Below are 26,655 nucleotides of genomic sequence, written 5' to 3'. Positions count from 1 at the left end.
GATTGTTCAGCGCCATTTTTCAATTTAGATATGGAAAGTGGCGCTTGTTGAGCTTAGCATGAGTAGGAAAAACATGGTACAAGCAACCTTGTGTTTAAACTGGTACATAATCTATAAATAATGGTGTTGTGATATGTATCGCTGATCTTTTCGATGAAAATATTTTACTTTTTCATAGTGAAAAGAGATAATTGGAATCGATAAATTTTATTTTGCGAATAATGAATTGTTGTAATTCGTTACATATAACCACATGATTGTGATTTGGAAAGGAAGATCTTATTGGGATTATTTAATTTTTCTCAGGACTTAGGGATAGACTTGGGTACAGCTAATACATTAGTTTTTGTGAAAGGAAAAGGTGTTGTCGTAAGTGAGCCTTCTGTTGTAGCAAAAAATACGGCAACAGGCGATATTGAAGCGGTTGGAGGATCTGCTAGAAATATGATTGGGAGAACGCCTGGGAATATTTCTGTCATCCGTCCAATGAAAGATGGCGTAATTGCTGACTATGATACAACAGCGACAATGATGAAATATTATATTAAAAAGGCGATGAAAAATCGCTCTTATTTTGCTAAAAAGCCAAACGTAATGGTATGTGTACCTTCAGGTATTACAATGGTAGAAGAACGTGCTGTAATCGATGCAACAAAGCAAGCTGGTGCAAAAGAAGCCTATCCGATTTCCGAACCTTTTGCAGCAGCGATCGGTGCAGGGCTACCAGTATGGGAACCAACAGGCAGTATGATTGTTGACATCGGAGGTGGGACTACCGAAGTAGCAGTTATTTCTTTAGGGGGAGTCGTTACCAGTCAGTCCATTCGCACTGCTGGAGATGATATGGATGAAGCAATCACTAGCTATATTCGAAAGCAATACAGCTTGATGATTGGGGAAAGATCAGCGGAATCGATAAAGTTTGAAATAGCATCTGCGGGAAGTGATTCTCCTAAAGGTGAAATGGATATTCGCGGGAGAGATCTTTTAACGGGATTACCAAAAACGATCACGATTACTGCGGAAGAAATTGCTGATTCGTTAAAGGATACAGTAGATGCTATCGTTGAAGCAGTAAAGAGTACGTTAGAGAAAACACCTCCAGAGCTTGCGGCGGATATCATGGACCGTGGAATCGTCCTATCAGGTGGAGGTTCACTACTGAAAAACATAGATAAAGTCATTAGTGATGAGACAAAGATGCCTGTATTCATTACAGAAGACCCTTTAGAAAGTGTAGCGATTGGTACAGGTAAATCATTAGAATACATTCAGCATTTCCGTTCCCATCCGAATGTATCATCTCGTCCTAGTGTAGAATAAGTTGGTGTTTATATGTCTTTTTTACGTAAAAAACGTTTATTTATTTTATTAATCGGGTTTATTTTTTTCGTAGCATTAATTGGATTTTCTCTACGTGATAGAGAAAATCTGACGAATGTTGAAGAGTTTGTAAATGATACCGTTGGGTGGGCACAAGGTATTATTCATGCTCCAATAAATTTTATAACAGATATCATTGGAAATATTGATGACTTCAAAGATACGTACAATGAAAATCGCATACTCAAAGAGAAGTTAGCGGAATACAAAGGACTTATTTATGAAGTTCAAGAATTAAAAGAAGAGAACGAGGATTTAAGAAATACGCTGGATCTGAAGGATGATGACAACATTCGAGATTATACCCCAATCCAAGCTACGGTTATGTCAAGGTCACCGGAAAGATGGATTGAACAAGTAACAATTAATAAAGGATCCAATGATGGTGTAGAAGCAAATATGGCAGTAAGAACTCCTGAAGGTATGATCGGAAAAGTCCTTAAGGCATCTCCTAATACCTCAACAGTGCAATTGCTTACTGGTTTTGATCAATTTAATCGTATTTCGGGAAAAGTATCTAGAGGCGGAAAAGGTAAAGATAAAGATATTTTTGGCATGATTGAAGGATTTGACAAAGAAAGTAAAAGTCTCGTCTTTCGTATTATTGAAGAATCTGAAAAAGATTTAAAAGAAGGAGAGCTCGTTATCTCCTCTGGGATGGGCGGTGTATTCCCGTCTGGATTAGTAATTGGTACAGTGAAAGAGGTTGTACCGGATCAATATGGTTTAACCAAAACAGCACTGGTGGAGCCTGCTGCAAATATGTATGATATGAATCAAGTGATTGTGGTAGATCGTTCTGTTCAAGAAGATTTGAAGACAGATGAAGAGACGACGGAAGAGGAGGGCGAGTAATGAAACGTTTATACTTGCCTTTAATCCTATTCCTGCTCTTAGTATTAGAAGGTGTGGCGCTCGAATTATTGCCTGGTAATTTGCTTACAAGTGACTTGCTTATTGTTCCACATTGGGTACTTATTTTTTTAGTGTTTATTGCTATTTTTTATGATAAAGATCAAACGTATTTTTCCGTGTTGTATGCTTTACTATTTGGTCTCTTAATCGATATCGTATATACAGATGTATTAGGTGTCTATATGTTTTCTTATGCATTGATTATATATGCGGTACATGGTTTTAAAAAGTTGTTACATGGAAATATTTATGTTGCTATGTTGCTTGGTGTATGCGGGATTGCCCTGGCAGACGTTAGCATTCATCTGATATACACGGTTATAGGGAAAACGGATATGGTTTGGAAAGCTTATTTAATGCATCGAATGCTACCAACAATTGGATCTAATTTAGTATTTTTACTAATGCTGTATCCAATAGTTGTAAAAAAACTTACTACTTGGGGAAGAGAGCAATTAACAAAGAGTAATACAATATAAAAAATGGTTGCTCTAGATTCTCTTGTTATGTGAATGAGGTGAACGTGTGGTACAGGAAAAAAAACAATTGATTACAATGAAAGGCACGAAAGATGGACTTACACTGTTTATTGATGACACATGTTCGTTTGAAAAAGCTATTTTCGAACTCGATCATAAAATGAAGGAAAGCCGTCCAAAGCAGGATGAACCGATTGTTGCAGTGAGAGTTAAATTAGGTACCCGGTATCTACATGATGAGCAAATAGAACAGTTGAAACAAGTTATTGGTGCTAAAAATAGATTCACTATTCATTCTATTGAATCTGACGTTGTCCGACGTGAAGAGGCGCGTATGTGGCAGACGAATAGTGAGGTGAAAGCAATTAACCGTATTGTACGGTCAGGTCAAGTGCTACATGTTACCGGTGATCTCTTGCTTTTGGGTGATGTGAACCCCGGTGGAAAAGTAATCGCGACAGGTAATATTTACATAATGGGGAATTTACGAGGAATTGCTCATGCAGGAATTGATGGTGATAGAGAAGCATTCATAGCAGCATCTTTTATGAATCCAAGTCAGCTGCGAATTGCTGATTATATCAGTCGTGCTCCAGACTATGAATCTGATGGTGTGTATATGGAATGTGGTCTTGTAGATGAAGAGAAAGATAAAATTATAATTGATCGACTACAAGTACTTTCACATAGACGAAAAGAAATAAACAGATTCGAAAGGAGAATACAAAATGGGTGAAGCGATCGTTATTACATCTGGTAAAGGTGGAGTTGGTAAAACAACAACTACAGCCAATATAGGTACTGCATTAGCACTTATGGATAAGAAGGTTTGTTTAATAGATACAGATATCGGTCTAAGAAATCTCGATGTAGTGATGGGGCTCGAAAATAGAATCATTTACGATATTGTAGATGTTATTGAAGAGAGATGTAAGTTAAAACAAGCATTAATAAAAGATAAACGGTTTGATTATTTATCTGTACTTCCAGCTGCACAAACAAGTGATAAGTCTGCTGTTACGACAGAAGGCATGAAGAAAATAATCGCAGAGTTAAAACAAGAGTATGATTATATAATAATTGATTGTCCTGCTGGAATTGAACAAGGCTTTCAAAATGCGATTGTTGGTGCGGATAAAGCGATCGTTGTCACAACACCTGAGAAATCTAGTGTACGAGATGCAGATAGGATAATAGGATTATTAGAGAAAGAGGAGATGGCTGAGCCTCCACGATTAGTAATTAATCGAATTCGTAATCACATGATGAAAAGTGGGGATATGTTGGAAATAGATGAGGTCGTGCAGGTATTATCTATTGATTTAGTTGGAATTGTTATTGATGATGATGAAGTTATCAAGGCTTCCAATAAAGGAGAACCAGTAGCCTTTCAACCAACTACAAAGGCTTCTATAGCTTATCGAAATATTGCTCGAAGAATATTGGGAGAAACTGTCCCGTTACAGTCTCTAGATACTGAAAAAGGTATGATGCAAAAAGTGAAGAAGTTCTTTGGTATGCGCGCTTAATAATTGATTGGTGTTAGAATATCATTAAACCGAGAATTTCCATTCACAAATAGTAATGTTATTCTTTCATCGATATCTATAATATGGGATGCTTTCCTCGTGTACGGCCTTAGTTAACACTGCACATTAACTTTATGCTGAATTGCTTAATTTTTGGACTTGCAAGAGGCCAGCGTATTTCCTCTACTGGGTGTAACGGATCATTGTATGACTTCCTTTCGGTAGGAATTATCACATATCAAAAAAAGAACGATTCTGAACTACTATCTGGATATAACTTTGTATATTTGGATTATAGTTCAGAGTTTTTTTATCCCACATATAACTGGCAGTAGAACACCCACTTCAAGCAATAAAGTGAAATCAAAAATGGTAAGTGAGAGATAAACAAAATCCCCAACTGATTGGAGTTGCACTTTATTACTAGCATCTATATACTTTCTAACATATCTTGACTCATTGACTCATACACTTGTACAAATGCATGAGAAGGATTGTGAGGAATATGAGTAAAGGAATAAAAAAAGTGCGCCAATCAATTGAGCAACGTAAGAAGGCTCGAGGAGTTCCCTATTCAGGGAGTTCGAAAAAACAGTTTACTCCTCCTATCTTGCAGGAAGAGGAAAAACATGGCTATGCTCCAGTTATTTCTGATTCAGGAATGACAAGGGAGAGGCAGAATAGAATGGTATCGGGGTTTATGTTGAAAGGTATTCTTTCTGTATTGTTATTTTTGGGTGTTGCATTACTTTGGCAGATGGATTCACCAAGATTACAATCATCTAAAGAGTGGACAAGCAATGTATTAACAGAAGAGTTTCCTTTTGCGAAAGTGAATGTATGGTATCAAGATACTTTTGGCAGTCCTCTAGCATTTGTACCTGAAGAGAGTAAACAACAGGCAGAAGTTGCAGCTATGCCTGTAAATGGAAGTGTAGCAGAATCTTTCCAAACAAATGGAACGGGCATACGTATTGCACCTGAAGGACAAACAGAAGTTACGGCACTACAGGAAGGAATTGTTATCTTCGCTGGAAATGATCGTGAAACTAATAAAACCATTGTTGTTCAGCATCCAGATAGTAGTAAGACAACCTACGGATATTTAAGTAACATTGATGTTCATTTATATCAGCATGTTTCAGGTAATCAGAAGATTGGACAATTTACACCTAATGAAGAAAGTGACACGGTGTTTTTTTCAATAGAAAAGGACAATAATTACATTGACCCAGTACAGGTGATAAAAGTTGACGATGTCCAATAACTATCTACCTCATATTCATTTTCATCCAATACTATTAGTATTTATTATCATATCTTTTTTTACCGGAACATTTATGGAATTAGCTATCTTATTATTTATTGTTTTCTTTCATGAGATGGGTCATTTTATGATGGCTACTTTCTTTAAATGGCGGATTCGCAAGGTAATGCTCTGGGTCTTTGGTGGAGTGATGGATACGGATGAACACGGAAGTAAACCAATTCGAGAAGAGCTATTGGTCACCTGTGCTGGTCCGTTTCAGCACATCATTTTATTTATAGTTTTATTCCTTCTTGGAGATTTAGGAATGTTACCTCAAGCAGTGATGGATTTGTTTTTATATTATAATTCGATTATCCTTTTATTTAACTTGCTCCCGCTATGGCCATTAGATGGTGGGAAATTATTGTTTTTATGCTTATCGTCGTTAGTACCATATAAAAAGGCGTACTATGCAGTGATTATATTCTCAATGATTGCCAGCATCTTATTATTGCTCATCCAACTCATTACGCTACCGTTTACATTAAGTTCATTTTTTATATTTATCTTTTTATTTATGGAAAATAAAACGGAATGGAAACAAAGGTATTATGCATTTTTCCGATTCTTGCTAAAGCGTTACGAAGGGAAAAATCGTTTTGCTCGAAAGGTTTTGCCAATTCGTGTAAGCTCAGATCAATCATTATTGGAAGTGTTTTCACGATTTCATCGTGAGAAGCTGCATCCGATTTATATCATTTACCCAAATAACTATCGTCAATCTATTGACGAAGTCGCTTGTTTGCACAGTTATTTTAATGAAAAGCATTACGACAAAACAGTTGGAGAAATTGCTAGAAATTTAATATAAGCAAGTCGAATTTGCATGAGTTACTAAATTTCCATAACAAAGAGGCTGGGACAAAACACAAGTTCTTTACTCAAAATACGAATAATCATATTATCAATAGGGGTATCTTCGCCACACCGTGAAACTATACGCGCTTTTCCGCGGGCAGCTAACTTGGTAAAGAAAAACACGTTACCACGTGGGTATTCGGACTCGTGCTGTTCCCGCCGGAGTCTCGCTTATTTCAGGTGCTAAATGATTGATTCTAATCAAAAAAACGAATGATAATTAATTTCAATAATTATCGTTCGTTTTTTATTGTTTCTTCATTCTTTTGTCTCAGCCTTTTTCACACATATAACTGTCAGTAATACCCCTACTTCAAGCAATAAAGTGAAACCAATATTGGTAATTGGGATCGACTGCCAGTGAGTGTCCGATTGGTTCAATTGACAATCAGTAGGAGATAAATAACCCCCACTGAATGTAGTTTCACTTTATCTATGTGATAAGCAAATATCTATCCTCGTCTTCCGCCTCTACCTCCACGCTTTGTATCCGTGTTACGTCTCAGGGTAGCTAAATTTTCTTCACTTGTCTTTAAGAATTTAGCCATTTTATCTTCAAAACTTTCTTTAGGTCTATATTTATTCCCTGAACGGAATCCATTAGAATTTCGTCCGCTACTAGGACGTGATGAACGTTGCTTGACAGGGCGTTCAATTGCCTTTTTGATAGATAATGCTACTTTACCATCGTTTTCACTAAGTATTTTAACTTCTACCTCGTCGTCAACTTTCAAATGGTCATTTACGTCTTTCACATAGCTATCTGCAACTTCGCTAATGTGAACAAGTCCTGTCTTACCATCTGGTAGTTCTACGAATGCTCCGAAATTAGTGATACCCGTTACTTTACCTTTTACTTTACTGCCTATTTCAATCGACAAAAAAGTTCCCCCTTATTCCTTTTAAAAGCAATTAATTATAACAAATTTCGAATTCAATTACAATGTAGGCTATAGGTCTATTGTATGGAAATCATGATTTTTTCACAAACAAAAGCTATCAGTAAGAAATATGAAATAGGTTATACTAGGATTGAACTCGTTATAAAAAAATAATACCTGCGGTAGTATGTTAAAAGAGAAGAGATCCATCATCGCTTTACTAAGTACGGAAGATGCTACTTCTTCAGTGAACGTATTACATTTAATGCCCAAATATACTATACGAGAGGGATTAATTATTATGAAAGTCAGAATACAATTTACCTATCAAACACCTATGGGAGCTAATACTAGCTTTCAGTCAGAAGAAATGAAAGCATTAGACGCTTTATTACTTGTAGACGACATGGAAAAAACTGGACGAGTGAAACAATTAACATTTATAGATACCCAAGATATTGCTTGGTCACAAAAGGAATTGAAACGTTATTTTGAAGAGATAGAAGAAGAGCCACACGATGTTTACATTTACTTTGATGGAGGGTTTGATCAGCAAAGAAAGAAATCTGGTCTGGGATGTGTGATTTATTATCAACAGAATGGGAAATCCTTTCGAATTCGAAAAAATGCAACTGTTGGAGAACTCGATTCAAACAATGAAGCCGAGTATGCCGCACTTCATTTTGCATTAAAGGAATTGGAGTCACTCGACGCCCAACATTTACAGATAACCGTTAGAGGAGATTCACAAGTTGTAATTAATCAGTTAAAGGGTGAATGGCCATGCTACGAAAAGACACTATCTGGCTGGGCTGGTCGTATTGAAACAAAATTAACGTATCAATCTATTGAACCACAATATGAACTTATTCCACGAAAGAATAATAATGAGGCAGATCGACTGGCCACACAAGCATTAGAAAATATTGAAATTTCTAGCAAGAAAGAAGTATAGTCATTTAGACAGAAAATAATAGTGATTAGAGAATTTCTTTGAAGGAGTATTACCAGTACAATACAATTTTGATTTGATCAACTGTTCACGTGTAAATTCATTATGCTTTAAATAAGAAAAATCTTGATTTTAGAAAAACTAAAGGCTGAGATTATGTTAAACTAATGCAGTATTAAATAAATTGTAATGAAGGTGTTTTTTTGAATAATCCACGAATTGGAATGGTAGGTTTAGGATCTATAGCCCAGAAAGCATATTTACCAATTCTTGCAAAAGAAACGGATTGGTCATTTGTTGGTGCATTTTCTCCCAATAAACAAAAACGAAAGCAAATCTGTGGTCAGTATCGTATTGGTGATTTTCATCGTATGGCAGAACTGGCAAATCAATGCGATGCTGTGTTAGTGCATAGCTCTACAGATTCGCATTATGAGGTTGTATCTGCGTTATTATCTAATGGTGTAGATGTTTATGTTGATAAACCATTAGCAGTATCAATGACGGAAGCTGAGAAATTAGTTGAATTAAGTAAGAAGTATAATAGAAAGCTAATGGTTGGATTTAATCGTCGTTTTGCACCAATGTATGTAGCCATAAAAGAGCTCGCAACGGATGCAGCTTCGATCCGAGTCGAAAAGCACAGATTGAACAGTATTGGTCCTGGAAATGTTGAATTTACTATGCTCGATGATTATCTTCACGTAGTCGACACAGTACGATGGCTTGGCTCTGATCGATTAGAGGTATTATACGGAGATATTCAGGTGAATAGGGAAAACCAGCTTCTCTATACGCAACACCTATTTAAATCTGGTAATCAACCAATGACGACAGCAATGCATAGGAGTGCAGGTACAAATTTAGAGAAAATTGAGCTTATAGTAGATGGAGCAATTATACGTGTTAAGAATATGAATGTGACAGAAGTTGAAAAAGAAAATGCCGTGACTACTACTAGTGCATCATCTTGGGAATCCATCGTAAAACAAAGAGGGTTTGAGGATGCAGTAAGTCATTTTATAGATTGCGTCCGCCAAGATGAACAACCGGTAGTTGATGGGGAGGAAGGATTAAAATCACAGGCCCTACTTGATCAATTATTAAAATGAGCGTTTTCTTGCTCTGTAAGTGATCTATCCCACATATAACTGGCAGTAAGACTCCACTACAAGCAATAAAACGAAACCATTATTGATAAGTAGGGATCAACTGCTAGTTAATGTCCGATTGGTTCAGAGGCCTTTAGGTCAAACCCTTGTGGTGCTAACCATCGTGGGGATAAACAAACCTCCTTACGGATGGAAGTTTCACTTTATATTTAAAAAATCATCGATCATTAAGTAGAATGGAATGTTAAGTGGTGACAAAAGAGAATTCAACAGTTTGCTTTAGAAGTTCAATTGTTATCGTAGTTTAAACATTAAAACGACCTACTTTTCTATAAAGATTGTGCTCCTAAGGAGGTGTGATATGGATCAAGCAATAAACATAAAAGAAAAATTGACAAAGTTTAACGATTATTGGTCCCCAAAAGTGATTTCTGAGATGAATGACTATCAGTTTAAGCTAGTAAAAATCATAGGTGATTTTATATGGCATGATCACAAAGAAACAGATGAAGTGTTTATTGTCATAGATGGTGAGATGAAAATAGCTTTCCGTGATGGAGAAGTCCATCTTAGTAAGGGAGAAATGTACGTTATACCAAGAGGTGTCGAACATAAACCATTTGCTTCAGAGGAATGTCATGTAATGATTGTTGAGCCCAAGGGTGTTATAAATACTGGAGAAACAGTTTCACCATATACTGCTGAGAATGATGTATGGATATAACCGAAGTAGACATTAACAAAGTTGTAAGGAGAACAGATATGAAAATGGTTTTAAGTAGGGTTTCAACTTACTTGTTTGTAGTTGGATTAGCAGCCTATTTTTCTTTTTTATTTGGGATTGCTAATTTCTTGCTTATTGGTATAATAGCGTCCACTCTAGGTCTTATTGTCGCCTTTTTTGGTGAAAGAAGCATTTATAAAAAGATAGGTATTATAGGTAATGCGCTAATTATATTAATTGGTATTATATTTTCTATTGTAGTAATCGCTTTGTTTTGGAAATAATCGATTTAATCGCTTATATTCTATTACATTGACACAAAAATTGTCTCTGCCTCCTTGACAAATAACAAGCTATCATGATAGCATTAATACGTTATTCATCGTAGCACCAGTGCTACAACCGCGCAGAACAGGTTGTAAACTCTTCGTTGAGTACCTGTATGGCGAGTCTGAGTTAATCAAGGAGGTGCAAGAAGTATGTACGCTATTATTGAAACAGGTGGTAAACAAATCAAAGTAGAAGAAGGTCAAGAAATCTACATTGAAAAAGTTGCTGCTGAACAGGATGAAGCTGTTACGTTTGAAAAAGTTCTTTTCGTAGGTGGAGATGACGTGAAAGTTGGAGCACCATATGTTGAAGGTGCGACAGTCACTGCAAAAGTTGCAAAGCACGGTCGTCAAAAGAAAGTAACTGTATTCAAATATAAACCAAAAAAGAATTACCATCGTAAACAAGGCCATCGTCAGCCGTATACGAAATTGGTAATTGACAAAATTAACGCATAAGGAATTTGCTGATGATTCGAGTAACTGTATTTCGTACAAATGAGCGCATTACAGCGTTTGAACTTTCTGGACATGCTGATAGTGGTCCTTATGGCTATGATCTTGTTTGTGCAGGAGTATCAGCTGTATCAATTGGAACGATTAATGCGGTTATGACTTTATGCGAAGTAGACCTTATCATTGAACAAGGTCAAGATGGTGGTTATCTTCATGTAACCATACCTGCTTCCATTTCGGAAGAAAAAATGGAACAGATTCAGTTATTATTTGAAGGTATGATTATCTCGTTAACTTCGATTGAACAAGAATATAGTGATTTTATACAGATTGAAAGTAAATAAGGAGGTGCATAGCTATGTTACGTCTGGATTTGCAATTTTTCTCACAGAAAAAAGGTGCAGGTAGTACAAAAAACGGTCGTGATTCAGAATCAAAACGCCTAGGTTCAAAGCGTGCCGATGGTCAATTTGTAACTGGTGGATCAATTCTTTACCGTCAACGTGGAACGAAGATTTATCCAGGTGAAAACGTTGGTCGTGGTGGGGATGATACACTTTTCTCTAAAATTGATGGCGTTGTAAAATTTGAACGTTATGGTCGTAACCGTAAAAAAGTAAGTGTATACCCTGTTGCTCAAGAAGCATAAGGTAGAAGAAAAACTCCAGCCAGTTCGTTGGCTGGAGTTTTTTTGAATTTAAAATTTTCTTGTATTTAAAAGCATAATGACCTTTCTATCTTTTTCTGCTATACTTTTCAACAAATGGGAGGGTGAAACATGAAAGATAGGGATGTTATGGAACTTCTGCAGCATTATAGACATGACTTAATGAACCATTTACAAGTAATTCATGGCTATGCTTCGATGGGGAAAATAGAAAAAGTAAAGAAGAAAACGAATGATACAATCTCTCTTTATCAACAAGAGCGGAAGTTAATGCATCTTCAAGGAAATGAATTCTTTTTATGGATAATTCAATTCCAGCATATGTATGAAGACGTGCGATTAGTGTACCATATACATACAGAAAATAAGGATATTCATGAATCAGATAAGCAGTTAACGAGCCAATGTAAAAAAATCGTTAAGTTGATACAATCTATGAATGAAGGACTTGAATTAATAACTATTGAGCTACACATACAAGCAATACAAAATGATAAATTAGAAATTAGGTTCATGATCAGCGATCTAGAGGAAAAAAGAGAACTGTTAATTGAAGAGATAAGGCGCATGGAGGCTAAGTATGCTATGACGACTTTATACAAAGATGAGTGGTTGCAGTGTAGCTTCTCTGTACCATGTCATTGAATGAGGTGAAAAGATGTTTGTCGATCAGGTTAGTGTTTATGTTAAGGCTGGGGATGGAGGCAATGGTTTAGTTGCGTACCGAAGAGAAAAGTATGTTCCAAAAGGTGGACCAGCTGGAGGAGATGGCGGAAATGGAGCAGATATCATTTTTAAAGTTGATGAAGGATTAAATACCTTGATGGACTTTCGCTACAATCGTCATTTTAAAGGAAAACGTGGGGAGAACGGTATGAGTAAAAATCAGCATGGTCGGAATGCAGAACCGTTGATAGTTCCTGTCCCACCGGGTACAACGGTAACGGATGAAGAAACAGATGAAGTGATAGCTGATCTAACCGTTCATAATCAGCAGGCTGTAATCGTTAAAGGAGGTAGAGGTGGAAGGGGGAATTCAAGGTTTGCAACCCCTCGTAACCCAGCTCCAGATATGGCTGAAAATGGTGAGCCTGGACAAGAGCGTACAATTCGAGTGGAGTTAAAGCTGATAGCAGATGTAGGGTTAGTTGGTTTCCCAAGTGTAGGTAAATCCACCTTTCTATCCGTTGTAAGTGCTGCAAAGCCAAAAATAGCTGATTATCATTTTACGACACTTGCACCAAATCTTGGTGTCGTTGAAACGAGTGATCAGCGAAGTTTCGTCATGGCTGACCTACCAGGATTAATTGAAGGTGCTCATGAAGGGATTGGATTAGGGCATCAATTTTTAAGGCATGTGGAACGAACACGAGTAATTGTTCATGTGATTGATATGGCAGCAACTGAGGGGAGAGACCCATATCAGGACTTTGTAAAGATAAATGAAGAACTGCAAGAATATGATCAAAAACTCATGCAGCGCCCGCAAATTATTGCTGCAAATAAAATGGACATGCCTGGTGCAGTAGACAACTTAGAAAAATTTAAACAAGCTTTAAATGGAACATATCCGATTTATGAAATATCTGCGCTTACGAAAGCAGGGCTAAGAGATATTTTATTTGCAATAGCAGATATATTGGAGACCACTCCAAAAATTGTTGAGGAAGAGGATGAAAGCCGAGAAGAGGAGAAAGTCGTATATCGTTATCATCAGGAAGATGCGCCTTTTAAGATTACGAGAGATGATGATGGTGCTTACGTATTGTCTGGAGCAAAGATTGAGAAGTTATTTAAGATGACAGACTTTACACGTGACGAAGCAGTTCAACGCTTTTCTAGACAATTGCGTGGAATGGGTGTAGATGATGCTTTACGAAAACGTGGTGCAGAGGATGGAGATACCATTCGATTATTGGATTTTGAATTCGAATTTATTGAGTAAAACAAAAATATAAAAATAATTAAAGGCAAGTAGTGAATATCTGGTGAAATGGGAGCATTAAGGGGGATAACGGTTTGACAGCAAAGATAGGTTATTTAGGACCAAAAGGGACGTTTACAAAATTAGCGGTTGATACAGCTTTTAATGGGGAAACGAAGCATAGTTTTGATACGATACCAGAATGTATTGATGCCGTAGAAGCAGATGAAATTGATGTCGGAGTTGTGCCTTTAGAAAATGCTATTGAAGGTACAGTACAGTTGACTGTTGATTACTTGGTACACCAAGTAAGAATCCCGATTATGTCGGAAATCGTTGTGCCAATTCAACAGCATCTCCTTGTCTCTCCTGATTTTTCAGGTGCTTTAACAGACGTAGAAGAGGTACATTCACACAGTCATGCAATTGCTCAATGTCATCAATATCTTCATAAGCATTTAAGTCAAGCCAGGCTGTGCTATACGTCTTCAACTGGTAAAGCTGCACAAATGGTTAGTGAAACTAATAAACCAATCGCGGCTATAGGTAATAAACTAGCTGCAAAAACGTATGGACTTCGTATGATTCAGGAAGATATTCATGATTTTCCAAACAATCACACAAGGTTTGCCGTATTAAGTAAAAATAAAGCGTCTGTTCATATTAATCATTCCGTACAGTCAGAAAAAACGACGCTATTAATTACACTGCCTAGTGATTATGCTGGTGCGCTTCATCAGGTATTGTCTGCATTTTCATGGCGAAAGATGAATCTTTCCAAGATTGAATCTAGACCAATGAAAACAGGTCTTGGAAATTATTTTTTCATTATTGACGTGAACCAACCGTATGATGATGTTCTTTTTCCAGGCGTTCGAGGTGAATTAGAAGCATTGGGTTGCAAGGTAACTATGCTTGGAACTTATCCGGTTTATCAAATGGATGTATAAGGTAGCTGTAAAGTTACGCATCATTTGACGTTGTAACGATCGGACCTATGTTTTCTTATGACCATCTGCTTTTTATAAAAATAGCTACCTGCTTTTATAGTTGGGTGGCTATTTTTATGTTCATTGCAGTTATATGAGCTCTTCGGTGAACGACTGTTATAATAGCTAGTTAAATTAATCAACATTTAAACTTTTGTTGCATATGTTGGTATAGAGTAATTAGCCCAGATATGAAATGAAAGGAGTTTGATTAATTTTGAAGATACACATCGTACAAAAAGGGGATACACTTTGGGAAATTTCCCAGCAATATGGAGTAGATTTTGAAGAGCTAAAACAGCTTAACAGCCAAATTTCTAGTCCTGATATGATTATGCCTGGGATGAAGATAAAAATTCCAGGATCCACCAAAGCTGTGAAGCAGACACAAATGCAGCATAAGCCAAAAGAACAAGTGAAAACACCGTATAAAGATGTTTCTCCAAAGCCGTTACCTGTTATAAAAGAAGATGATAAGGAGAAACAAAAAATGATGAAGCCAGAAATGCCTGTACATCAAATGCCACCTATGCCGGCTCAACCAATGATGCAGATGCCGGTTATGGAGCAAGAATTCCAAAATTACACGACTATTAATTTTCCACAAATGCATATGCCAAAGCAACCTGAGCCAAAGCCTGCTAAGAAAGAGGAGCCTAAAAAAGAAAAACCTCATGTAAAACCAATGCCTCAACCGCAGGTACCTATGGTGCCATTATGCTGTTATGTGATGGATCCTTGTTATCCACCAGTACCATTTCAAATGATGGGGCCAGCTCCACAGGGATATTACGGCGCGCCACACCACGGTTACCCAATGCCACAAGTACAGGGTGCAATGTACGGCCAAGACAAAGATTGTGGATGTGGTGGTTCAGGTTCTCACGAAATGTATAGGAATCCAGAGTATCAAGTCCCGCCACAATCACAGCAACCAACTAGTCAATCACCTAACCTTTATCCACCTTTAGGGCAAGAAATGTACCAGTCTCCTCATCCAATGCCACCTGGTTATATGCCTTATGCAAATCTAAATAACCAGTCCGCTAATGGAAATTCTCAAGGTGAATAGAAAAATTAGAAGAGACGAAAGTTATTATCGTCTCTCTTCTTTTTTGTCCCAAGTAGGTGGTATAGAAGTTAAAGCTATTCAGAAAATAAAAAAATCTACAGTATACCTTGTTAAAACTAGTAATCAGAAGCTAATTTTAAAAAAGCATTCTAACAAAGGGAACGTTTTAAAGCAATGGGGGTTTTTTGAAAAAGTTAATAGTCCGTTCATTAATTCGTTTTCTCATTTCCCAAATGGCAAGCTATACCTTGAAGAAGATGAAGGAGTTTGGACCATAGCAGCATACATTATTGGCGAAAAGTTACATTACAAAAATGAGCAGGATCGAATAAAAGCGGTTTATTGTTTGAAACAATTTCATAAAACAGCACGTAATATTCATGTGAATTCAAGATATTTAAATACTACACCTTATTTACATCGGTGGTACCACCGGTTCCATTTATTTAAAGAAACGAAGCCCATATTTGAAGCATACAATTATAGGGAACTTTATACGGATATCGTGAAGACAACAACGCTTCACTTAAAGCGCATTACCCAATTTCCTTGGCAGATTTACGAAGAGGATGCTAAGCATAAAGGTCTCTGGATTCATGGTGACGTCGCAGGACATAATTTTATCAATAATAATAATCAGCATACAACATTAATTGACTTTGATTTACTACAAAATACAGCACCGTTGTATGATTATATTCAGCTTGGTCAGCGGTTTTTACCCTATCTAAATTGGGATATAAATAAATTGTTGGCATACGAAATGATAGCTCAGCAGGATCAGAAAGCATGGTTGAATGCGATTTGTATACCAGTAGATATGATGCGTGAATGGCTTCATTTTCTAAAGAGAAATAAAAATGATAATCCGATATCCGAACTTGTTCGCATGCAAGATTCTTGGGAGAAGCGACAATATTTTTTCAATGATATGAAAATAATGCTAAAATAAATATGGAGGATCAATTTAGCAAGGAGCGATACGAATGGAAAAAGAAGTGAATCAAATAGTTGAATGGCTACGTGACCAAGTAAAATCTGCAGGTGTAGACGGATTATTAGTAGGAATTAGTGGTGGGATTGATTCAGCTGTTGTTGCGCATTTAATTAAACGTGCTTGTCCTAATAATTCCTTAGGAGTACTTATGCCAATTAATACAAGTGAAGTGAATATGCAGGATGCTAGAGCAGTTACGGAAAGCTGTAATTTAAACTCTATCACAGTAGATTTAACGGAAGCTCGTGAAGCAATGTATTGTAATATCAAAAAAGAATTGAAGGAAAATAAGACATATCAAGAAGACAATACCCGGCTTGCTCAAGCCAATTTAAGTGCTAGGTTACGTATGAGTACATTGTACACTGTCGCAACACATCATAATTATCTTGTCGTTGGAACGGATAACGCAGCAGAATGGTATACAGGCTATTTTACAAAATATGGTGATGGTGGTGTCGATATTTTACCAATCGTTGAATTTACGAAGGGGGAAGTGAAGGAATTAGCAGCATATCTAGGTATTCCTCAATCAGTGCTTGATAAGCAACCGAGTGCAGATTTATGGGAAGGTCAAACAGATGAGAAAGAGATGGGTACTTCCTATGCCAAGATTGATGCTTTTATCAAAGGTGAGTCTATTCCTGAACAAGATAAATCAACTATTTTAGCTATGCATAAACGAACAGCTCATAAAAGGGATCCGTTACCACAATTCAAAAGAAATTAGTAATTTTTCCTTAAATTAACTGTGTAAAAATACCTTCCTTATCCAAACTATTAATAAGGGAGGTATTCCTATGTGGACAAAGAAAGCATTTATAATAGCTGCTTTTTTCACGATGGTTGCTTGTGCGAATGACAATGGTGCAAACGAAGATGCGCAGCGAGAAATAGATAGAAAAAATACACAGCCTATTCACTATGAGACGAATCAAGAGAAAAAAGAACGTTTACATGTCCGTGACCAGACTATTGGAGAAAAAGGTGGATATCCGCAGACTCACCAAGATAAAGCAAATGATGCAAACAATAAAAATGGGTACACTGATGTATTTACGAATGAAGAAGCGCAAATGATTGCAGAAACGCTGCAAAATAAACGTGAAATTGTACAAGCGCAGGTGGCGTCAACGGACGATCGCATTATTGTTGGTGTGATTTTACAAGCGCATGCCAAACAAAAAGATTCTGTCCAGCAAATTAAAAAAGAAGTAAAAAAGCTAGTGCCAAATACGGATAAACAGATTATTGTATATACAGATGATATCCATTGGGATCGTATGAAAAACCTCGATGCAAGGCTGAAGGCCAAAAATAATGGAGATAAAATTGAACAATATATCAATGAATTTATTAACAATAATAATTGAGGCTGAGACAAACGTAATTAAGAAGCAATAAAAAAAGAACAATAAGGTACCGACCCCCTGAAGTTAGAGTAAAAAATCTAATTTCAGGGCGTGTTTTTGTGGCTAAATATAGTGAAGAATTTAAAGGGAAGGTTGTCACCGAGTATATAGATGGGCGTGTTGAGCCACGTCCAGATCCAGCGGCCAGAAACGAGGTGACTTCACGAATCGCCCTACGTTTCTAAATTGGCGCTTGCGCTTTAGTTCTTAGAATAATTAATATAGCAACTGAAATATCCTTGAAAAGAAGAACGCTTTTTCAGTGTGTGATGTATCGCTAACGAAGCCTTCCTTATCTAGCGGGAACAGCACGAGTCAGAAGACTCACTTGGTAACGTGTTTTTCTTTACCAAGTTAGCTGAGTCCGTGCTCGCGGAAAGCAAGTATATTTTCATGGTACATCGATGATATTCCTGTTAATAACATGATTATTCATATTTTGAGTAATGAAGTTGTGTTTTGTCTCCACCTTTTTCTTTTGTCAAAACCTTTAAGAAAGCCTATTTTTTTGTTATAGTAATAAAGGAAAATTCTAGAGAGGAGAATGTCCTCATGGCTGGTCATTCTAAATGGAAAAATATTCAAAGACGTAAAAATGCACAAGACGCAAAAAAAGGAAAAATCTTTATGCGTCATGCAAAAGATATTTATACGGCTGCTAAACAGGGTGGCGGTGATCTGTCAACGAATGCTAGTCTTCGGTTAGCAGTAGATAAAGCAAAAGCAGATAATATGCCGAATGATAATATAGATCGAGCAATTAAAAAAGCTACAGGTACTTTAGATGGTGCTAGTTTTGAAGAGATCACATATGAAGGCTATGGCCCTGGTGGAGTAGCGGTCATTGTCAATGTATTAACAGATAATAAAAACAGAACAGCAGCAGATATACGTCATGCTTTTAAAAAGCATAATGGTAACCTAGGAGAAAATGGTAGTGTGTCATTTATGTTTGATCGTAAAGGGTATATTGTTATCTCGAATGAAGACGGATCGATTGATGAGGATGAATTAACACTGGAAGCATTAGAAGGAGGAGCTGAAGATATAAGTAGCGAAGAAGATGCTTACGAAATATTTACATCTCCAGAAGAATTCCAAGCTGTTGTTGCTCATTTGCAGGAATCGGGCTTTCAAATTGCTGATTCCGAAGTAACATTAATTCCGCAGACATACAGCTCTTTAGCAGAGAATGATGAATCAAATATGTTAAATCTAATTGAAACGTTAGAAGAAAATGAAGATGTTCAAGACATTCATCATAATCTGGAAGTTACAGACTAAGAATTAAAACTTCTATTTCTTTACGAAGGAATAGAAGTTTATTCATTTATAGCTACTTATGATAAAATGAATGAAGAGAAGGAGTAGGATAAATGATAGCTTATATTAAAGGAATACTTACATATATACAAGATGATTCAATAATTGTTGATGTTCAAGGGGTTGGTTACGAGATCATATGTGCGAATCCTTTTGTATTTCAGTCTTTTGAACATAATGAAGTATTTGTTTATACATATCATCATGTTCGAGAAGATACACAATTATTATATGGGTTTAAGAACGAAGAAGAGAAATATCTATTTACTAAGCTAATCTCGGTGTCAGGAATTGGACCAAAAGGTGCATTAGCGATTTTAGCTTCGGTTGATGTGGCTGGATTTGCAGCTGCAATCGAAAGAGAAGACGATGCATTTTTAACCAGCTTTCCAGGAATCGGTAAGAAAACGGCGCGTCAAATTATTTTGGACTTAAAAGGAAAGTTAACGGTTGCTGTCGATTATAGCTCTGCAACCGAGTCGGCCTTCAAGCAAAATAAGAATGAAATGCTTGTACAAGAAGCACAGGAAGCTTTGAAAGCACTGGGGTATACAGAAAAAGAAATAAAAACGGTTATACCAACATTACAAAAAGAAAATACGTTGAATACAGACGAATTAATCCGAAAAGCTTTGGGATTACTAATGAAATAGTAGAGGAGGGAGATAATAATGGAAGAACGTGTAGTCACTGGAGAGTTTCAAGAGGAAGATTCCTCTGTCGAGCTGAATCTTCGTCCAACTACGTTATCACAGTATATTGGTCAGCAGAAAGTAAAGGAAAATTTAAGTATATTTATTCAAGCTGCAAAGATGCGAGAAGAGCCTCTCGATCATGTACTACTATATGGACCACCAGGGTTGGGAAAGACAACGCTTGCTGCTATCATCGCAAATGAGATGGGTGTTCAATTTCGATCCACATCTGGACCAGCAATTGAACGGGCAGGAGATCTTGCTGCTATATTATCATCATTAGAACCTGGGGACGTATTGTTTATCGATGAAATTCACCGACTTCCTCGCTCTGTCGAGGAAGTATTATATCCTGCCATGGAAGATTTTTTTCTCGATATTGTTATTGGAACTGGACCAAGTGCTCGTTCTGTAAGAATTGATTTACCTCCTTTTACGTTAGTCGGAGCTACGACTAGAGCTGGGCTATTATCCGCACCGTTACGCGACCGTTTTGGTGTATTAAGTAGACTTGAATTTTACGAGGCAAAGGATCTGTGTGCAATTATTGAACGAACAGCTGAAATATTTAACACATCCATATCGCAAGCCGCAGCTGTTGAAGTTGCTCGACGTTCTAGAGGAACGCCGAGGATTGCTAATCGCTTACTAAAGCGAATCCGTGATATTTCCCAAGTTAAAGGGGAAGAGGAAATTAGCATTGATACGACAGGTGAAGCTTTAGAAATGCTACAAGTAGACAAAGAAGGATTAGATCATATTGATCATAAGCTTTTAAAGGGAATCATTCATAGCTTTCAAGGAGGACCAGTAGGCTTAGATACAATTGCTGCAACAATTGGAGAAGAATCACAAACGATTGAAGATGTATATGAGCCATACTTATTACAAATTGGTTTCATTCAGCGAACTCCTCGGGGAAGAGTCGCAACACCAAAGGCTTACGAACACTTTGGTCTGAAGGTAGCGGATGAAAATGAACATCGGTAAACTATTTATTCTGCTTGGTTTACTCTTCCTTGTCATTGGAATTATTTGGACCATTATTGGTAAATTACCAGGTGATATTACGATTAAAAAGGGGAATTTTGTTTTTCATTTCCCAATCGTAACTTCTATAGCAGTCAGTATTATACTAACACTTTTATTTTACATCTTTGGCAAGTTTCGCTAAACATAGGTAAGGAGATTAAGGATGAATATTGATGAGTTTGATTTTGATTTACCAGAAGAACTGATAGCACAGACACCATTGAAAGATCGATCAGCTTCAAGGCTACTGGTATTAGATAGGCAAAGTGGAGATATAGAGCATCAACAGTTTATAGATATCAAAAACTATTTTAAAAAAGGAGATTGCTTGGTATTAAATGATACACGAGTACTGCCTGCACGTTTACATGGTATGAAAGAAGAGACTGGAGCAAGTGTAGAAATTTTGCTATTACATCAAACAGATAACGATGCTTGGGAAGTACTGGCAAAGCCAGCTAAAAAAGTAAAAATAGGAACGGAGATCATTTTTGGTGACGGACAACTGAAAGCTACGTGTACGGGATTAAAGGATCATGGTGGCCGAATTGTTGAATTTACCTATGAGGGGATCTTCTATGAAGTACTGGAGGGCTTAGGAGAAATGCCCTTGCCGCCATATATTAAAGAACAATTGCCAGATCAGGAGAAGGAAAGGTATCAGACTGTGTACGCAAAGGAGGAAGGATCAGCTGCTGCACCAACGGCAGGATTACATTTTACAAAAGAATTGTTAGATGAGTTGCAAGAAATGGGAGTTATTATAACTTTTATTACCTTACACGTAGGGTTAGGTACTTTCCGACCAGTTAGCGTAGATAATGTTGAAGAACATAAAATGCATGCTGAGTTTTATCATATGACTAAAGAAACAGCAGATATTCTTAATCATGTAAAAGAAAGTAACGGAAGAATTATTTCCGTTGGTACTACCTCTACAAGAACATTAGAAACAATTGCTAGAGATAACAGTGGTGTATTCACGGAAACAAGTGGGTGGACAGATATATTTATATATCCACCTTATGAATTTAAAGCCATAAATGGTTTAATTACAAACTTTCATTTGCCAAAATCTACGCTAATTATGCTGATTAGCGCATTTGCCGATAAAAATAAAGTCTTAAAAGCATACCAAGAAGCGGTAGATCAAAGATATCGATTTTTTAGCTTTGGTGATGCCATGTTAATTATATAAACTAAAAGGAAGAATATTATATGACACCTATCACATATGAATTAATTAAAACTTGTAAACAAACAGGTGCTAGACTTGGACGAGTCCATACACCACATGGATCATTTGATACACCAGCCTTTATGCCTGTTGGAACATTAGCAACTGTTAAGACAATGAGCCCAGAAGAATTAAAAGATATGAATGCAAATATCATTTTATCAAATACGTATCATCTATGGCTTCGTCCTGGTCATGATATTGTAAAGGAAGCAGGGGGACTACATCGCTTTATGAATTGGGATGGAGCAATCCTAACCGATTCTGGTGGATTTCAAGTTTTTAGCTTGAGTGATATGCGTAAAATCACAGAAGAGGGTGTTCATTTTCGCAATCATTTAAGTGGTGAGAAACTCTTTTTATCACCTGAGAAGGCTATAAATATACAAAATGACCTTGGTTCTGATATAATGATGGCGTTTGATGAATGTCCACCATATCCTGCGGAGCACAGTTATATGAAGGATTCTGTGGAGCGAACCTCCCGATGGGCAGAGAGATGTCTAGCTGCACATCAACGAAAAAAGGATCAAGGATTATTTGGTATTATTCAGGGTGGAGAGTATGAAGGTCTGCGTAGACAAAGTGCGGAAGATCTTGTTTCACTTGATTTCCCAGGCTATGCTATAGGTGGGTTATCTGTTGGGGAACCGAAGGACGTAATGAATCGGGTGCTTGAGTTTACTACACCATTAATGCCAACTAATAAACCTAGGTATTTAATGGGGGTTGGATCTCCAGACTCTTTAATTGATGGTGCGTTACGAGGAATTGACATGTTTGATTGTGTGCTCCCTACGAGAATTGCTAGAAATGGGACCTGCATGACGTCAAATGGACGATTAGTAGTAAGAAATGCGAAGTATGCACGTGATTTTAATCCAATTGATGAAAATTGTGATTGCCATGTGTGTAAAAATTATACGCGCGCTTATATCCGACATTTAATTAAGTGTAATGAAACATTCGGATTTAGGCTTACTACTTATCATAATCTCTATTTTCTGTTAAAATTAATGAAGCAAGTACGAACAGCTATAAGCGAAGATCGACTTGGCTCATTTAAAGAAGAATTCTTTGAACAATACGGTTTCAATAAACCCGACGCAAGGAATTTCTAATAATTTGAAAGGAGGAATTCAATAATGGAAATGCTTGTTTCTTTATTACCTATTATCCTGATGTTTGTTATTTTCTACTTCTTGCTAATACGTCCTCAGCAAAAACGTCAAAAGCAAGTGAGACAAATGCAGTCAGACTTACAAAAGGGAGACACGGTAATTACAATTGGTGGCTTTCATGGTGAGATTCACGCTATGGATGAAAACACAGTAGTTATACAAGGCGGTGACGGTTCAAAGCTTACGTATGACCGTTCTGCGATTCGTGAAGTAAAACAATAAGACTAGCCTATAAACTCGTCGGGTAAGCAATAGACAAAGTGTCTGTTGCTTATACCATGAGAAATGTAGAAAGTAAAATGGATACATAATATAAAGGACAGCACACCGTGATAAATGTTTGGTGTGCTGTCCTTTACTTATCGGGAAGTATTCTTTTTAAGCTTAGATATAAGCCGTTTCTTGAAAAATGGATTGTTTATAATGCCTGTTATTAAAGACAACAGCATTCATGCGACAGGATAATGGCAAAAGTAAATCCGCTTGGACTTATTATCAAAACGGATGTACTTGTCTCAACGAAATTAGTTTTCAGTTGGCTGTGGTCCAACGATATTAACACCAACCGACCCACCGAGCAAAGCTGCTGCAATATACCCCATATGATGTAGCGACTGTTCTAATGTAAATCCTTGTTGATAGCCTAAGTATTGAACTAGAAAAATGAATAGCGTGAAACCAACACCGGTGACAGATCCGATCATCCATCCTTTTTCCTTTCCTTTCATTCCGGCAGCCATCCCACCAATAAAGAGCGAGAGCAAACCAATAATGAGAGTAACCCACGATAACGTAGGTTCATTAAATGAGGTAAATCGAAGTAATAAAGCCAAAATAAAGCTAGCTACCAGTATTAAGCCTAATACGGTAATCCATCCGTATAATAATGCTGTAACATGTTGTTTGTGCACCCTGATCTCTCCTTTCAAGATTGTCCACTTAATTAATCGTATTCATAAACAAAAAATAATAGACGAAAAATATTTTGTTATTTTCTAACATATAGTGTATTAAGGCGTGTAAAAGTGGAAGAAAGGAAAGCAGGTGTAAGATGGAAATTATTCTTGCTACAATCATATTTATTATTTGTTATATATTTATCATGACTGAAAAGGTGAATCGTGCTGTTGTAACAATGACTGGTGGAACATTATTATTACTTACAGGTATATATACAACGGAAAAAATGCTTGTCGATTATATTGACTGGAATACGATTGCTCTTTTATTTTCAATGATGGTATTGATTGCAATTACAGAGAAGACCGGTCTATTCTCTTATATTGCGATTCGATTTGCTCAGCGCGTAAAAGGAGCGCCAATTCCATTGCTAATTGGAGCTAGCATACTAACTGGAATAGGTTCAGCTATGTTAGATAATGTAACGACTGTATTAATTTTTGTGCCTATTATCCTTAAAATCACTAAACTATTGAAACTTCCTGCGTTTCCATATCTTGTTACAATTATATTTAGCTCTAACATAGGTGGTGCAGCAACATTGATAGGTGATCCACCAAACATTATGATTGGACAAGCAGTTGAGCACTTAACCTTCTCTTCTTTTCTCATTCATGTCGCTCCAGTTGCAATCATACTGTTTGTCATTATGTTAGTATTGGTTTCTTTTTTGTTTCGAAATACATTAAAACGAAAGTCAATAGAAATTGAAGAATTAGTAAAGATTAATGCGGCATCGTATTTGAATAAAACACCAATGCTTTATCAATCGATCACAGTTCTTATACTAACGATTTCCGGGTTTTTATTTCATGCATTTCTTCATGTTGAATTAACAGCAATTGCTTTATCTGGAGCGATATTATTATTGCTTCTTACAGAGAAGGAGCTAGCTACAGAGCAAATTTTTGAAAAAGTGGAATGGGTAACACTCTTCTTCTTTATTGGTTTGTTTACACTTGTTGGTGGTCTGGAAGAGGTAGGGGTTATAGATGAATTAGCAAGAGCAATTGTCGTTTCAACGGATGGCGATTATGTAAAAACTACATTACTAATCCTATGGATATCAGGATTATTTTCTGGTGTGGTTGACAATATTCCGTTTGTAGCGGCTATGATACCGGTTGTTCAAGAATTTGAGAGTTATGGAATGGTTTATCTAGATCCAATATGGTGGTCACTAGCATTAGGAGCATGTCTGGGAGGTAATGCAACACTTGTAGGTGCTTCCGCCAATGTAGTTGTTGCAGGATTAGCTGAAGGTGCTAAACAAAAAATACCATTTATTCGCTTTTTATTATATGGGTTCCCGTTAGTCATTATCTCGCTTATTATTGCAACCATATATATTTATTTACGTTATCTAATCCCTTATATGGATCAAGTATAAGCATATTTATTCATTAAATTGATCCTAACAACTAATTACATTAATTGTGAAACTTTTTAGATAATTATTCGTATAAACAAATAAAGCTATGATATGGGAGGATAACGGTGAAAAATATAGGCTTGATTATTATAACATTATGTGTGATCTTCGGTGCGAATTGGGGAATTGCTTCTATGTTTGATGCTGAATGGATTGAATTTTCCTTTTTGATTGGATTAGTATTTGTTGTGATTATTTGGTTCTTTACTTCATCAGGGGGGTATACTACAAATCTGGTGCGGATGAGTGTTCAATCGCAGACAGGAATGAAAATGGAAGAGGAGAAAAAGCAATTTACCCCCTCTATCGTTTTTTATACCGCAGTTGGTTATTTGGTGATTTCAGTTATCGTGACAATCTATTATTATAAGGATTATTTTATCTCAAGTTAACTAACTTTACTGATTTTTTTCATTTATCAACCATAGTCAATCTGTCTTAGAGCAATAAAGTAAAAGCCGAACTTCAATCAGTTTGGCTTTTATGGGTTCTAAGCTATTTGTTGTGGTTATGGTAAGCTTCATGCAGCGAAGGGAATATACAGAGCTTCCACTAAGGAGAAAAAGTACTAGGCAAACTCAGAGGCGAACCAACTCTTTCTGAATCGTTTTCCTTAACGCTGCACAAGCACTCACGTCACCAAATATTTACATACAACGATGCTTTTGAGCTTTTCCTTGTAAGTTAAGAAAGTATAAAATCAGTGCAATGACTGCGTTAAGCCAAGTAGTTATTTTGAAATGTTAGATGTATATTGGCAATGCTCCGACTAATTACTTCGCTTTCCGCGGGCACGGCCTCAACTAA

The 26,655-nt window shown here is 36.8% G+C and carries 32 protein-coding genes and 1 other annotated feature; of the genes, 30 read left to right on the top strand and 2 right to left on the bottom strand.

Features of this window, described 5'->3' with window-relative positions:
• Nucleotides 1-282 precede the first annotated feature (282 nt).
• From RVS70_RS13935 to RVS70_RS13905, 7 genes are all read left to right on the top strand, one after another.
• The gene (locus RVS70_RS13935; protein ID WP_166530559.1) at nt 283-1,323 is read left to right on the top strand and encodes a rod shape-determining protein; all 1,041 of its coding nucleotides are present in this window, start codon (nt 283-285) and stop codon (nt 1,321-1,323) included.
• 12 nt (nt 1,324-1,335) lie between these two features.
• Nucleotides 1,336-2,238 carry a rod shape-determining protein MreC gene (gene mreC, locus RVS70_RS13930; protein ID WP_121605376.1) on the top strand — a complete coding sequence of 301 codons (903 nt, stop codon included), beginning with the start codon at nt 1,336-1,338 and terminating at the stop codon, nt 2,236-2,238.
• A complete protein-coding gene (gene mreD / locus RVS70_RS13925) occupies nt 2,238-2,777 on the top strand; it encodes a rod shape-determining protein MreD (RefSeq protein ID WP_026681286.1) in 540 nt (179 codons plus the stop codon). Before mreC ends, mreD begins: the two co-directional genes overlap by 1 nt.
• A 46-nt stretch (nt 2,778-2,823) precedes the next feature.
• Nucleotides 2,824-3,513 carry a septum site-determining protein MinC gene (gene minC / locus RVS70_RS13920; protein WP_026681285.1) on the top strand — a complete coding sequence of 230 codons (690 nt, stop codon included), beginning with the start codon at nt 2,824-2,826 and terminating at the stop codon, nt 3,511-3,513.
• Complete coding sequence (gene minD / locus RVS70_RS13915) at nt 3,506-4,306, top strand: septum site-determining protein MinD (RefSeq protein ID WP_026681284.1); 801 nt, start codon at nt 3,506-3,508, stop codon at nt 4,304-4,306. The genes minC and minD overlap by 8 nt, the downstream gene beginning before the upstream one ends.
• Before the next feature lie 505 nt (nt 4,307-4,811).
• Nucleotides 4,812-5,573 (top strand): M23 family metallopeptidase, encoded by a 762-nt coding sequence (locus RVS70_RS13910; protein ID WP_026681283.1) that lies wholly within the window; start codon nt 4,812-4,814, stop codon nt 5,571-5,573.
• Nucleotides 5,563-6,426, top strand: coding sequence for a site-2 protease family protein (locus RVS70_RS13905; RefSeq protein WP_034678992.1), 864 nt, complete (start codon nt 5,563-5,565; stop codon nt 6,424-6,426). Before RVS70_RS13910 ends, RVS70_RS13905 begins: the two co-directional genes overlap by 11 nt.
• A gap of 499 nt (nt 6,427-6,925) precedes the next feature.
• Here the strand turns inward: RVS70_RS13905 and RVS70_RS13900 are convergent, their stop codons facing one another.
• Nucleotides 6,926-7,354, bottom strand: coding sequence for a S1 domain-containing RNA-binding protein (locus RVS70_RS13900; RefSeq protein WP_026681281.1), 429 nt, complete (start codon nt 7,352-7,354; stop codon nt 6,926-6,928).
• Between the two features lie 301 nt (nt 7,355-7,655).
• Here RVS70_RS13900 and RVS70_RS13895 point away from each other — a divergent pair, with 301 nt between their 5' ends.
• The 21 genes from RVS70_RS13895 (at nt 7,656) to yajC (ending at nt 23,678) form a co-directional block, all read left to right on the top strand.
• Nucleotides 7,656-8,309: a reverse transcriptase-like protein gene (locus RVS70_RS13895; protein ID WP_026681280.1), complete on the top strand. Its 654-nt coding sequence runs from the start codon at nt 7,656-7,658 to the stop codon at nt 8,307-8,309.
• Nucleotides 8,310-8,509: 200 nt separating this feature from the next.
• Nucleotides 8,510-9,418 (top strand): Gfo/Idh/MocA family oxidoreductase, encoded by a 909-nt coding sequence (locus RVS70_RS13890; protein ID WP_321133736.1) that lies wholly within the window; start codon nt 8,510-8,512, stop codon nt 9,416-9,418.
• A 361-nt stretch (nt 9,419-9,779) separates the two neighbouring features.
• Nucleotides 9,780-10,142, top strand: a complete 363-nt coding sequence (locus RVS70_RS13885; RefSeq protein ID WP_026681278.1) for a cupin domain-containing protein — start codon at nt 9,780-9,782, stop codon at nt 10,140-10,142.
• A gap of 38 nt (nt 10,143-10,180) precedes the next feature.
• Nucleotides 10,181-10,426 carry a hypothetical protein gene (locus tag RVS70_RS13880; protein WP_152525421.1) on the top strand — a complete coding sequence of 82 codons (246 nt, stop codon included), beginning with the start codon at nt 10,181-10,183 and terminating at the stop codon, nt 10,424-10,426.
• A gap of 106 nt (nt 10,427-10,532) precedes the next feature.
• Nucleotides 10,533-10,605, top strand: a sequence feature (ribosomal protein L21 leader region).
• A 16-nt stretch (nt 10,606-10,621) separates the two neighbouring features.
• Nucleotides 10,622-10,930: a 50S ribosomal protein L21 gene (gene rplU, locus RVS70_RS13875; protein ID WP_026681276.1), complete on the top strand. Its 309-nt coding sequence runs from the start codon at nt 10,622-10,624 to the stop codon at nt 10,928-10,930.
• An 11-nt stretch (nt 10,931-10,941) separates the two neighbouring features.
• A complete protein-coding gene (locus tag RVS70_RS13870) occupies nt 10,942-11,271 on the top strand; it encodes a ribosomal-processing cysteine protease Prp (RefSeq protein WP_321133733.1) in 330 nt (109 codons plus the stop codon).
• Nucleotides 11,272-11,285: 14 nt separating this feature from the next.
• Nucleotides 11,286-11,576 carry a 50S ribosomal protein L27 gene (gene rpmA, locus RVS70_RS13865; RefSeq protein WP_026681274.1) on the top strand — a complete coding sequence of 97 codons (291 nt, stop codon included), beginning with the start codon at nt 11,286-11,288 and terminating at the stop codon, nt 11,574-11,576.
• Nucleotides 11,577-11,705: 129 nt separating this feature from the next.
• Nucleotides 11,706-12,239, top strand: a complete 534-nt coding sequence (locus tag RVS70_RS13860; RefSeq protein WP_026681273.1) for a Spo0B domain-containing protein — start codon at nt 11,706-11,708, stop codon at nt 12,237-12,239.
• Between the two features lie 13 nt (nt 12,240-12,252).
• Nucleotides 12,253-13,539, top strand: coding sequence for a GTPase ObgE (gene obgE / locus RVS70_RS13855; RefSeq protein WP_026681272.1), 1,287 nt, complete (start codon nt 12,253-12,255; stop codon nt 13,537-13,539).
• 74 nt (nt 13,540-13,613) lie between these two features.
• Nucleotides 13,614-14,468 (top strand): prephenate dehydratase, encoded by an 855-nt coding sequence (pheA, locus tag RVS70_RS13850; protein ID WP_026681271.1) that lies wholly within the window; start codon nt 13,614-13,616, stop codon nt 14,466-14,468.
• Between the two features lie 256 nt (nt 14,469-14,724).
• Nucleotides 14,725-15,579, top strand: a complete 855-nt coding sequence (safA, locus tag RVS70_RS13845; RefSeq protein ID WP_051388314.1) for a SafA/ExsA family spore coat assembly protein — start codon at nt 14,725-14,727, stop codon at nt 15,577-15,579.
• Complete coding sequence (locus tag RVS70_RS13840; protein WP_166530866.1) at nt 15,572-16,531, top strand: phosphotransferase; 960 nt, start codon at nt 15,572-15,574, stop codon at nt 16,529-16,531. Before safA ends, RVS70_RS13840 begins: the two co-directional genes overlap by 8 nt.
• 34 nt (nt 16,532-16,565) lie before the next feature.
• Nucleotides 16,566-17,306, top strand: a complete 741-nt coding sequence (gene nadE, locus RVS70_RS13835) for an NAD(+) synthase (RefSeq protein ID WP_026681269.1) — start codon at nt 16,566-16,568, stop codon at nt 17,304-17,306.
• A 70-nt stretch (nt 17,307-17,376) separates the two neighbouring features.
• Complete coding sequence (locus RVS70_RS13830) at nt 17,377-17,949, top strand: YhcN/YlaJ family sporulation lipoprotein (RefSeq protein ID WP_051388313.1); 573 nt, start codon at nt 17,377-17,379, stop codon at nt 17,947-17,949.
• 591 nt (nt 17,950-18,540) lie between these two features.
• Nucleotides 18,541-19,272, top strand: coding sequence for a YebC/PmpR family DNA-binding transcriptional regulator (locus RVS70_RS13825; protein WP_026681268.1), 732 nt, complete (start codon nt 18,541-18,543; stop codon nt 19,270-19,272).
• A gap of 92 nt (nt 19,273-19,364) precedes the next feature.
• Nucleotides 19,365-19,964: a Holliday junction branch migration protein RuvA gene (gene ruvA, locus RVS70_RS13820; protein ID WP_026681267.1), complete on the top strand. Its 600-nt coding sequence runs from the start codon at nt 19,365-19,367 to the stop codon at nt 19,962-19,964.
• Between the two features lie 18 nt (nt 19,965-19,982).
• Nucleotides 19,983-20,996 carry a Holliday junction branch migration DNA helicase RuvB gene (ruvB, locus tag RVS70_RS13815; protein WP_026681266.1) on the top strand — a complete coding sequence of 338 codons (1,014 nt, stop codon included), beginning with the start codon at nt 19,983-19,985 and terminating at the stop codon, nt 20,994-20,996.
• Complete coding sequence (locus RVS70_RS13810; RefSeq protein WP_026681265.1) at nt 20,983-21,180, top strand: DUF2905 domain-containing protein; 198 nt, start codon at nt 20,983-20,985, stop codon at nt 21,178-21,180. Before ruvB ends, RVS70_RS13810 begins: the two co-directional genes overlap by 14 nt.
• A gap of 21 nt (nt 21,181-21,201) precedes the next feature.
• The gene (gene queA, locus RVS70_RS13805; RefSeq protein WP_026681264.1) at nt 21,202-22,236 is read left to right on the top strand and encodes a tRNA preQ1(34) S-adenosylmethionine ribosyltransferase-isomerase QueA; all 1,035 of its coding nucleotides are present in this window, start codon (nt 21,202-21,204) and stop codon (nt 22,234-22,236) included.
• A gap of 20 nt (nt 22,237-22,256) precedes the next feature.
• The gene (gene tgt / locus RVS70_RS13800; RefSeq protein WP_026681263.1) at nt 22,257-23,396 is read left to right on the top strand and encodes a tRNA guanosine(34) transglycosylase Tgt; all 1,140 of its coding nucleotides are present in this window, start codon (nt 22,257-22,259) and stop codon (nt 23,394-23,396) included.
• A gap of 24 nt (nt 23,397-23,420) precedes the next feature.
• The gene (gene yajC, locus RVS70_RS13795) at nt 23,421-23,678 is read left to right on the top strand and encodes a preprotein translocase subunit YajC (RefSeq protein ID WP_026681262.1); all 258 of its coding nucleotides are present in this window, start codon (nt 23,421-23,423) and stop codon (nt 23,676-23,678) included.
• 302 nt (nt 23,679-23,980) lie between these two features.
• Here yajC and RVS70_RS13790 read toward each other — a convergent pair whose 3' ends face one another.
• Nucleotides 23,981-24,367 carry a TIGR04086 family membrane protein gene (locus RVS70_RS13790; protein WP_026681261.1) on the bottom strand — a complete coding sequence of 129 codons (387 nt, stop codon included), beginning with the start codon at nt 24,365-24,367 and terminating at the stop codon, nt 23,981-23,983.
• A 140-nt stretch (nt 24,368-24,507) separates the two neighbouring features.
• Here RVS70_RS13790 and RVS70_RS13785 point away from each other — a divergent pair, with 140 nt between their 5' ends.
• Nucleotides 24,508-25,806, top strand: coding sequence for an ArsB/NhaD family transporter (locus RVS70_RS13785; RefSeq protein ID WP_121605372.1), 1,299 nt, complete (start codon nt 24,508-24,510; stop codon nt 25,804-25,806).
• Nucleotides 25,807-25,913: 107 nt separating this feature from the next.
• On the top strand, nt 25,914-26,240 hold the full coding sequence (locus RVS70_RS13780; RefSeq protein WP_121605371.1) for a hypothetical protein: 327 nt from the start codon (nt 25,914-25,916) through the stop codon (nt 26,238-26,240).
• The last annotated feature ends 415 nt before the right edge of the window (nt 26,241-26,655 follow it).

This window comes from Virgibacillus sp. M23 (genome assembly GCF_034190895.1).
Taxonomy (GTDB): Bacteria; Bacillota; Bacilli; order Bacillales; family Amphibacillaceae; genus Virgibacillus; species Virgibacillus salarius.
The sequence above is the reverse complement of the archived record's forward strand: the minus strand, read 5'-3'. Positions and strand labels throughout refer to the sequence as shown.

What these genes read in the sequence shown, in the direction of transcription:
- mreC (WP_121605376.1), top strand. Translation starts at nt 1,336, where the DNA reads ATGTCTTTTTTACGTAAAAAACGTTTATTTATTTTATTAATCGGGTTT.
- mreD (WP_026681286.1), top strand. Translation starts at nt 2,238, where the DNA reads ATGAAACGTTTATACTTGCCTTTAATCCTATTCCTGCTCTTAGTATTA.
- minD (WP_026681284.1), top strand. Translation starts at nt 3,506, where the DNA reads ATGGGTGAAGCGATCGTTATTACATCTGGTAAAGGTGGAGTTGGTAAA.
- RVS70_RS13910 (WP_026681283.1), top strand. Translation starts at nt 4,812, where the DNA reads ATGAGTAAAGGAATAAAAAAAGTGCGCCAATCAATTGAGCAACGTAAG.
- RVS70_RS13905 (WP_034678992.1), top strand. Translation starts at nt 5,563, where the DNA reads ATGTCCAATAACTATCTACCTCATATTCATTTTCATCCAATACTATTA.
- RVS70_RS13895 (WP_026681280.1), top strand. Translation starts at nt 7,656, where the DNA reads ATGAAAGTCAGAATACAATTTACCTATCAAACACCTATGGGAGCTAAT.
- RVS70_RS13885 (WP_026681278.1), top strand. Translation starts at nt 9,780, where the DNA reads ATGGATCAAGCAATAAACATAAAAGAAAAATTGACAAAGTTTAACGAT.
- RVS70_RS13880 (WP_152525421.1), top strand. Translation starts at nt 10,181, where the DNA reads ATGAAAATGGTTTTAAGTAGGGTTTCAACTTACTTGTTTGTAGTTGGA.
- rplU (WP_026681276.1), top strand. Translation starts at nt 10,622, where the DNA reads ATGTACGCTATTATTGAAACAGGTGGTAAACAAATCAAAGTAGAAGAA.
- RVS70_RS13870 (WP_321133733.1), top strand. Translation starts at nt 10,942, where the DNA reads ATGATTCGAGTAACTGTATTTCGTACAAATGAGCGCATTACAGCGTTT.
- rpmA (WP_026681274.1), top strand. Translation starts at nt 11,286, where the DNA reads ATGTTACGTCTGGATTTGCAATTTTTCTCACAGAAAAAAGGTGCAGGT.
- RVS70_RS13860 (WP_026681273.1), top strand. Translation starts at nt 11,706, where the DNA reads ATGAAAGATAGGGATGTTATGGAACTTCTGCAGCATTATAGACATGAC.
- obgE (WP_026681272.1), top strand. Translation starts at nt 12,253, where the DNA reads ATGTTTGTCGATCAGGTTAGTGTTTATGTTAAGGCTGGGGATGGAGGC.
- nadE (WP_026681269.1), top strand. Translation starts at nt 16,566, where the DNA reads ATGGAAAAAGAAGTGAATCAAATAGTTGAATGGCTACGTGACCAAGTA.
- RVS70_RS13830 (WP_051388313.1), top strand. Translation starts at nt 17,377, where the DNA reads ATGTGGACAAAGAAAGCATTTATAATAGCTGCTTTTTTCACGATGGTT.
- RVS70_RS13825 (WP_026681268.1), top strand. Translation starts at nt 18,541, where the DNA reads ATGGCTGGTCATTCTAAATGGAAAAATATTCAAAGACGTAAAAATGCA.
- ruvA (WP_026681267.1), top strand. Translation starts at nt 19,365, where the DNA reads ATGATAGCTTATATTAAAGGAATACTTACATATATACAAGATGATTCA.
- ruvB (WP_026681266.1), top strand. Translation starts at nt 19,983, where the DNA reads ATGGAAGAACGTGTAGTCACTGGAGAGTTTCAAGAGGAAGATTCCTCT.
- RVS70_RS13810 (WP_026681265.1), top strand. Translation starts at nt 20,983, where the DNA reads ATGAACATCGGTAAACTATTTATTCTGCTTGGTTTACTCTTCCTTGTC.
- queA (WP_026681264.1), top strand. Translation starts at nt 21,202, where the DNA reads ATGAATATTGATGAGTTTGATTTTGATTTACCAGAAGAACTGATAGCA.
- tgt (WP_026681263.1), top strand. Translation starts at nt 22,257, where the DNA reads ATGACACCTATCACATATGAATTAATTAAAACTTGTAAACAAACAGGT.
- yajC (WP_026681262.1), top strand. Translation starts at nt 23,421, where the DNA reads ATGGAAATGCTTGTTTCTTTATTACCTATTATCCTGATGTTTGTTATT.
- RVS70_RS13785 (WP_121605372.1), top strand. Translation starts at nt 24,508, where the DNA reads ATGGAAATTATTCTTGCTACAATCATATTTATTATTTGTTATATATTT.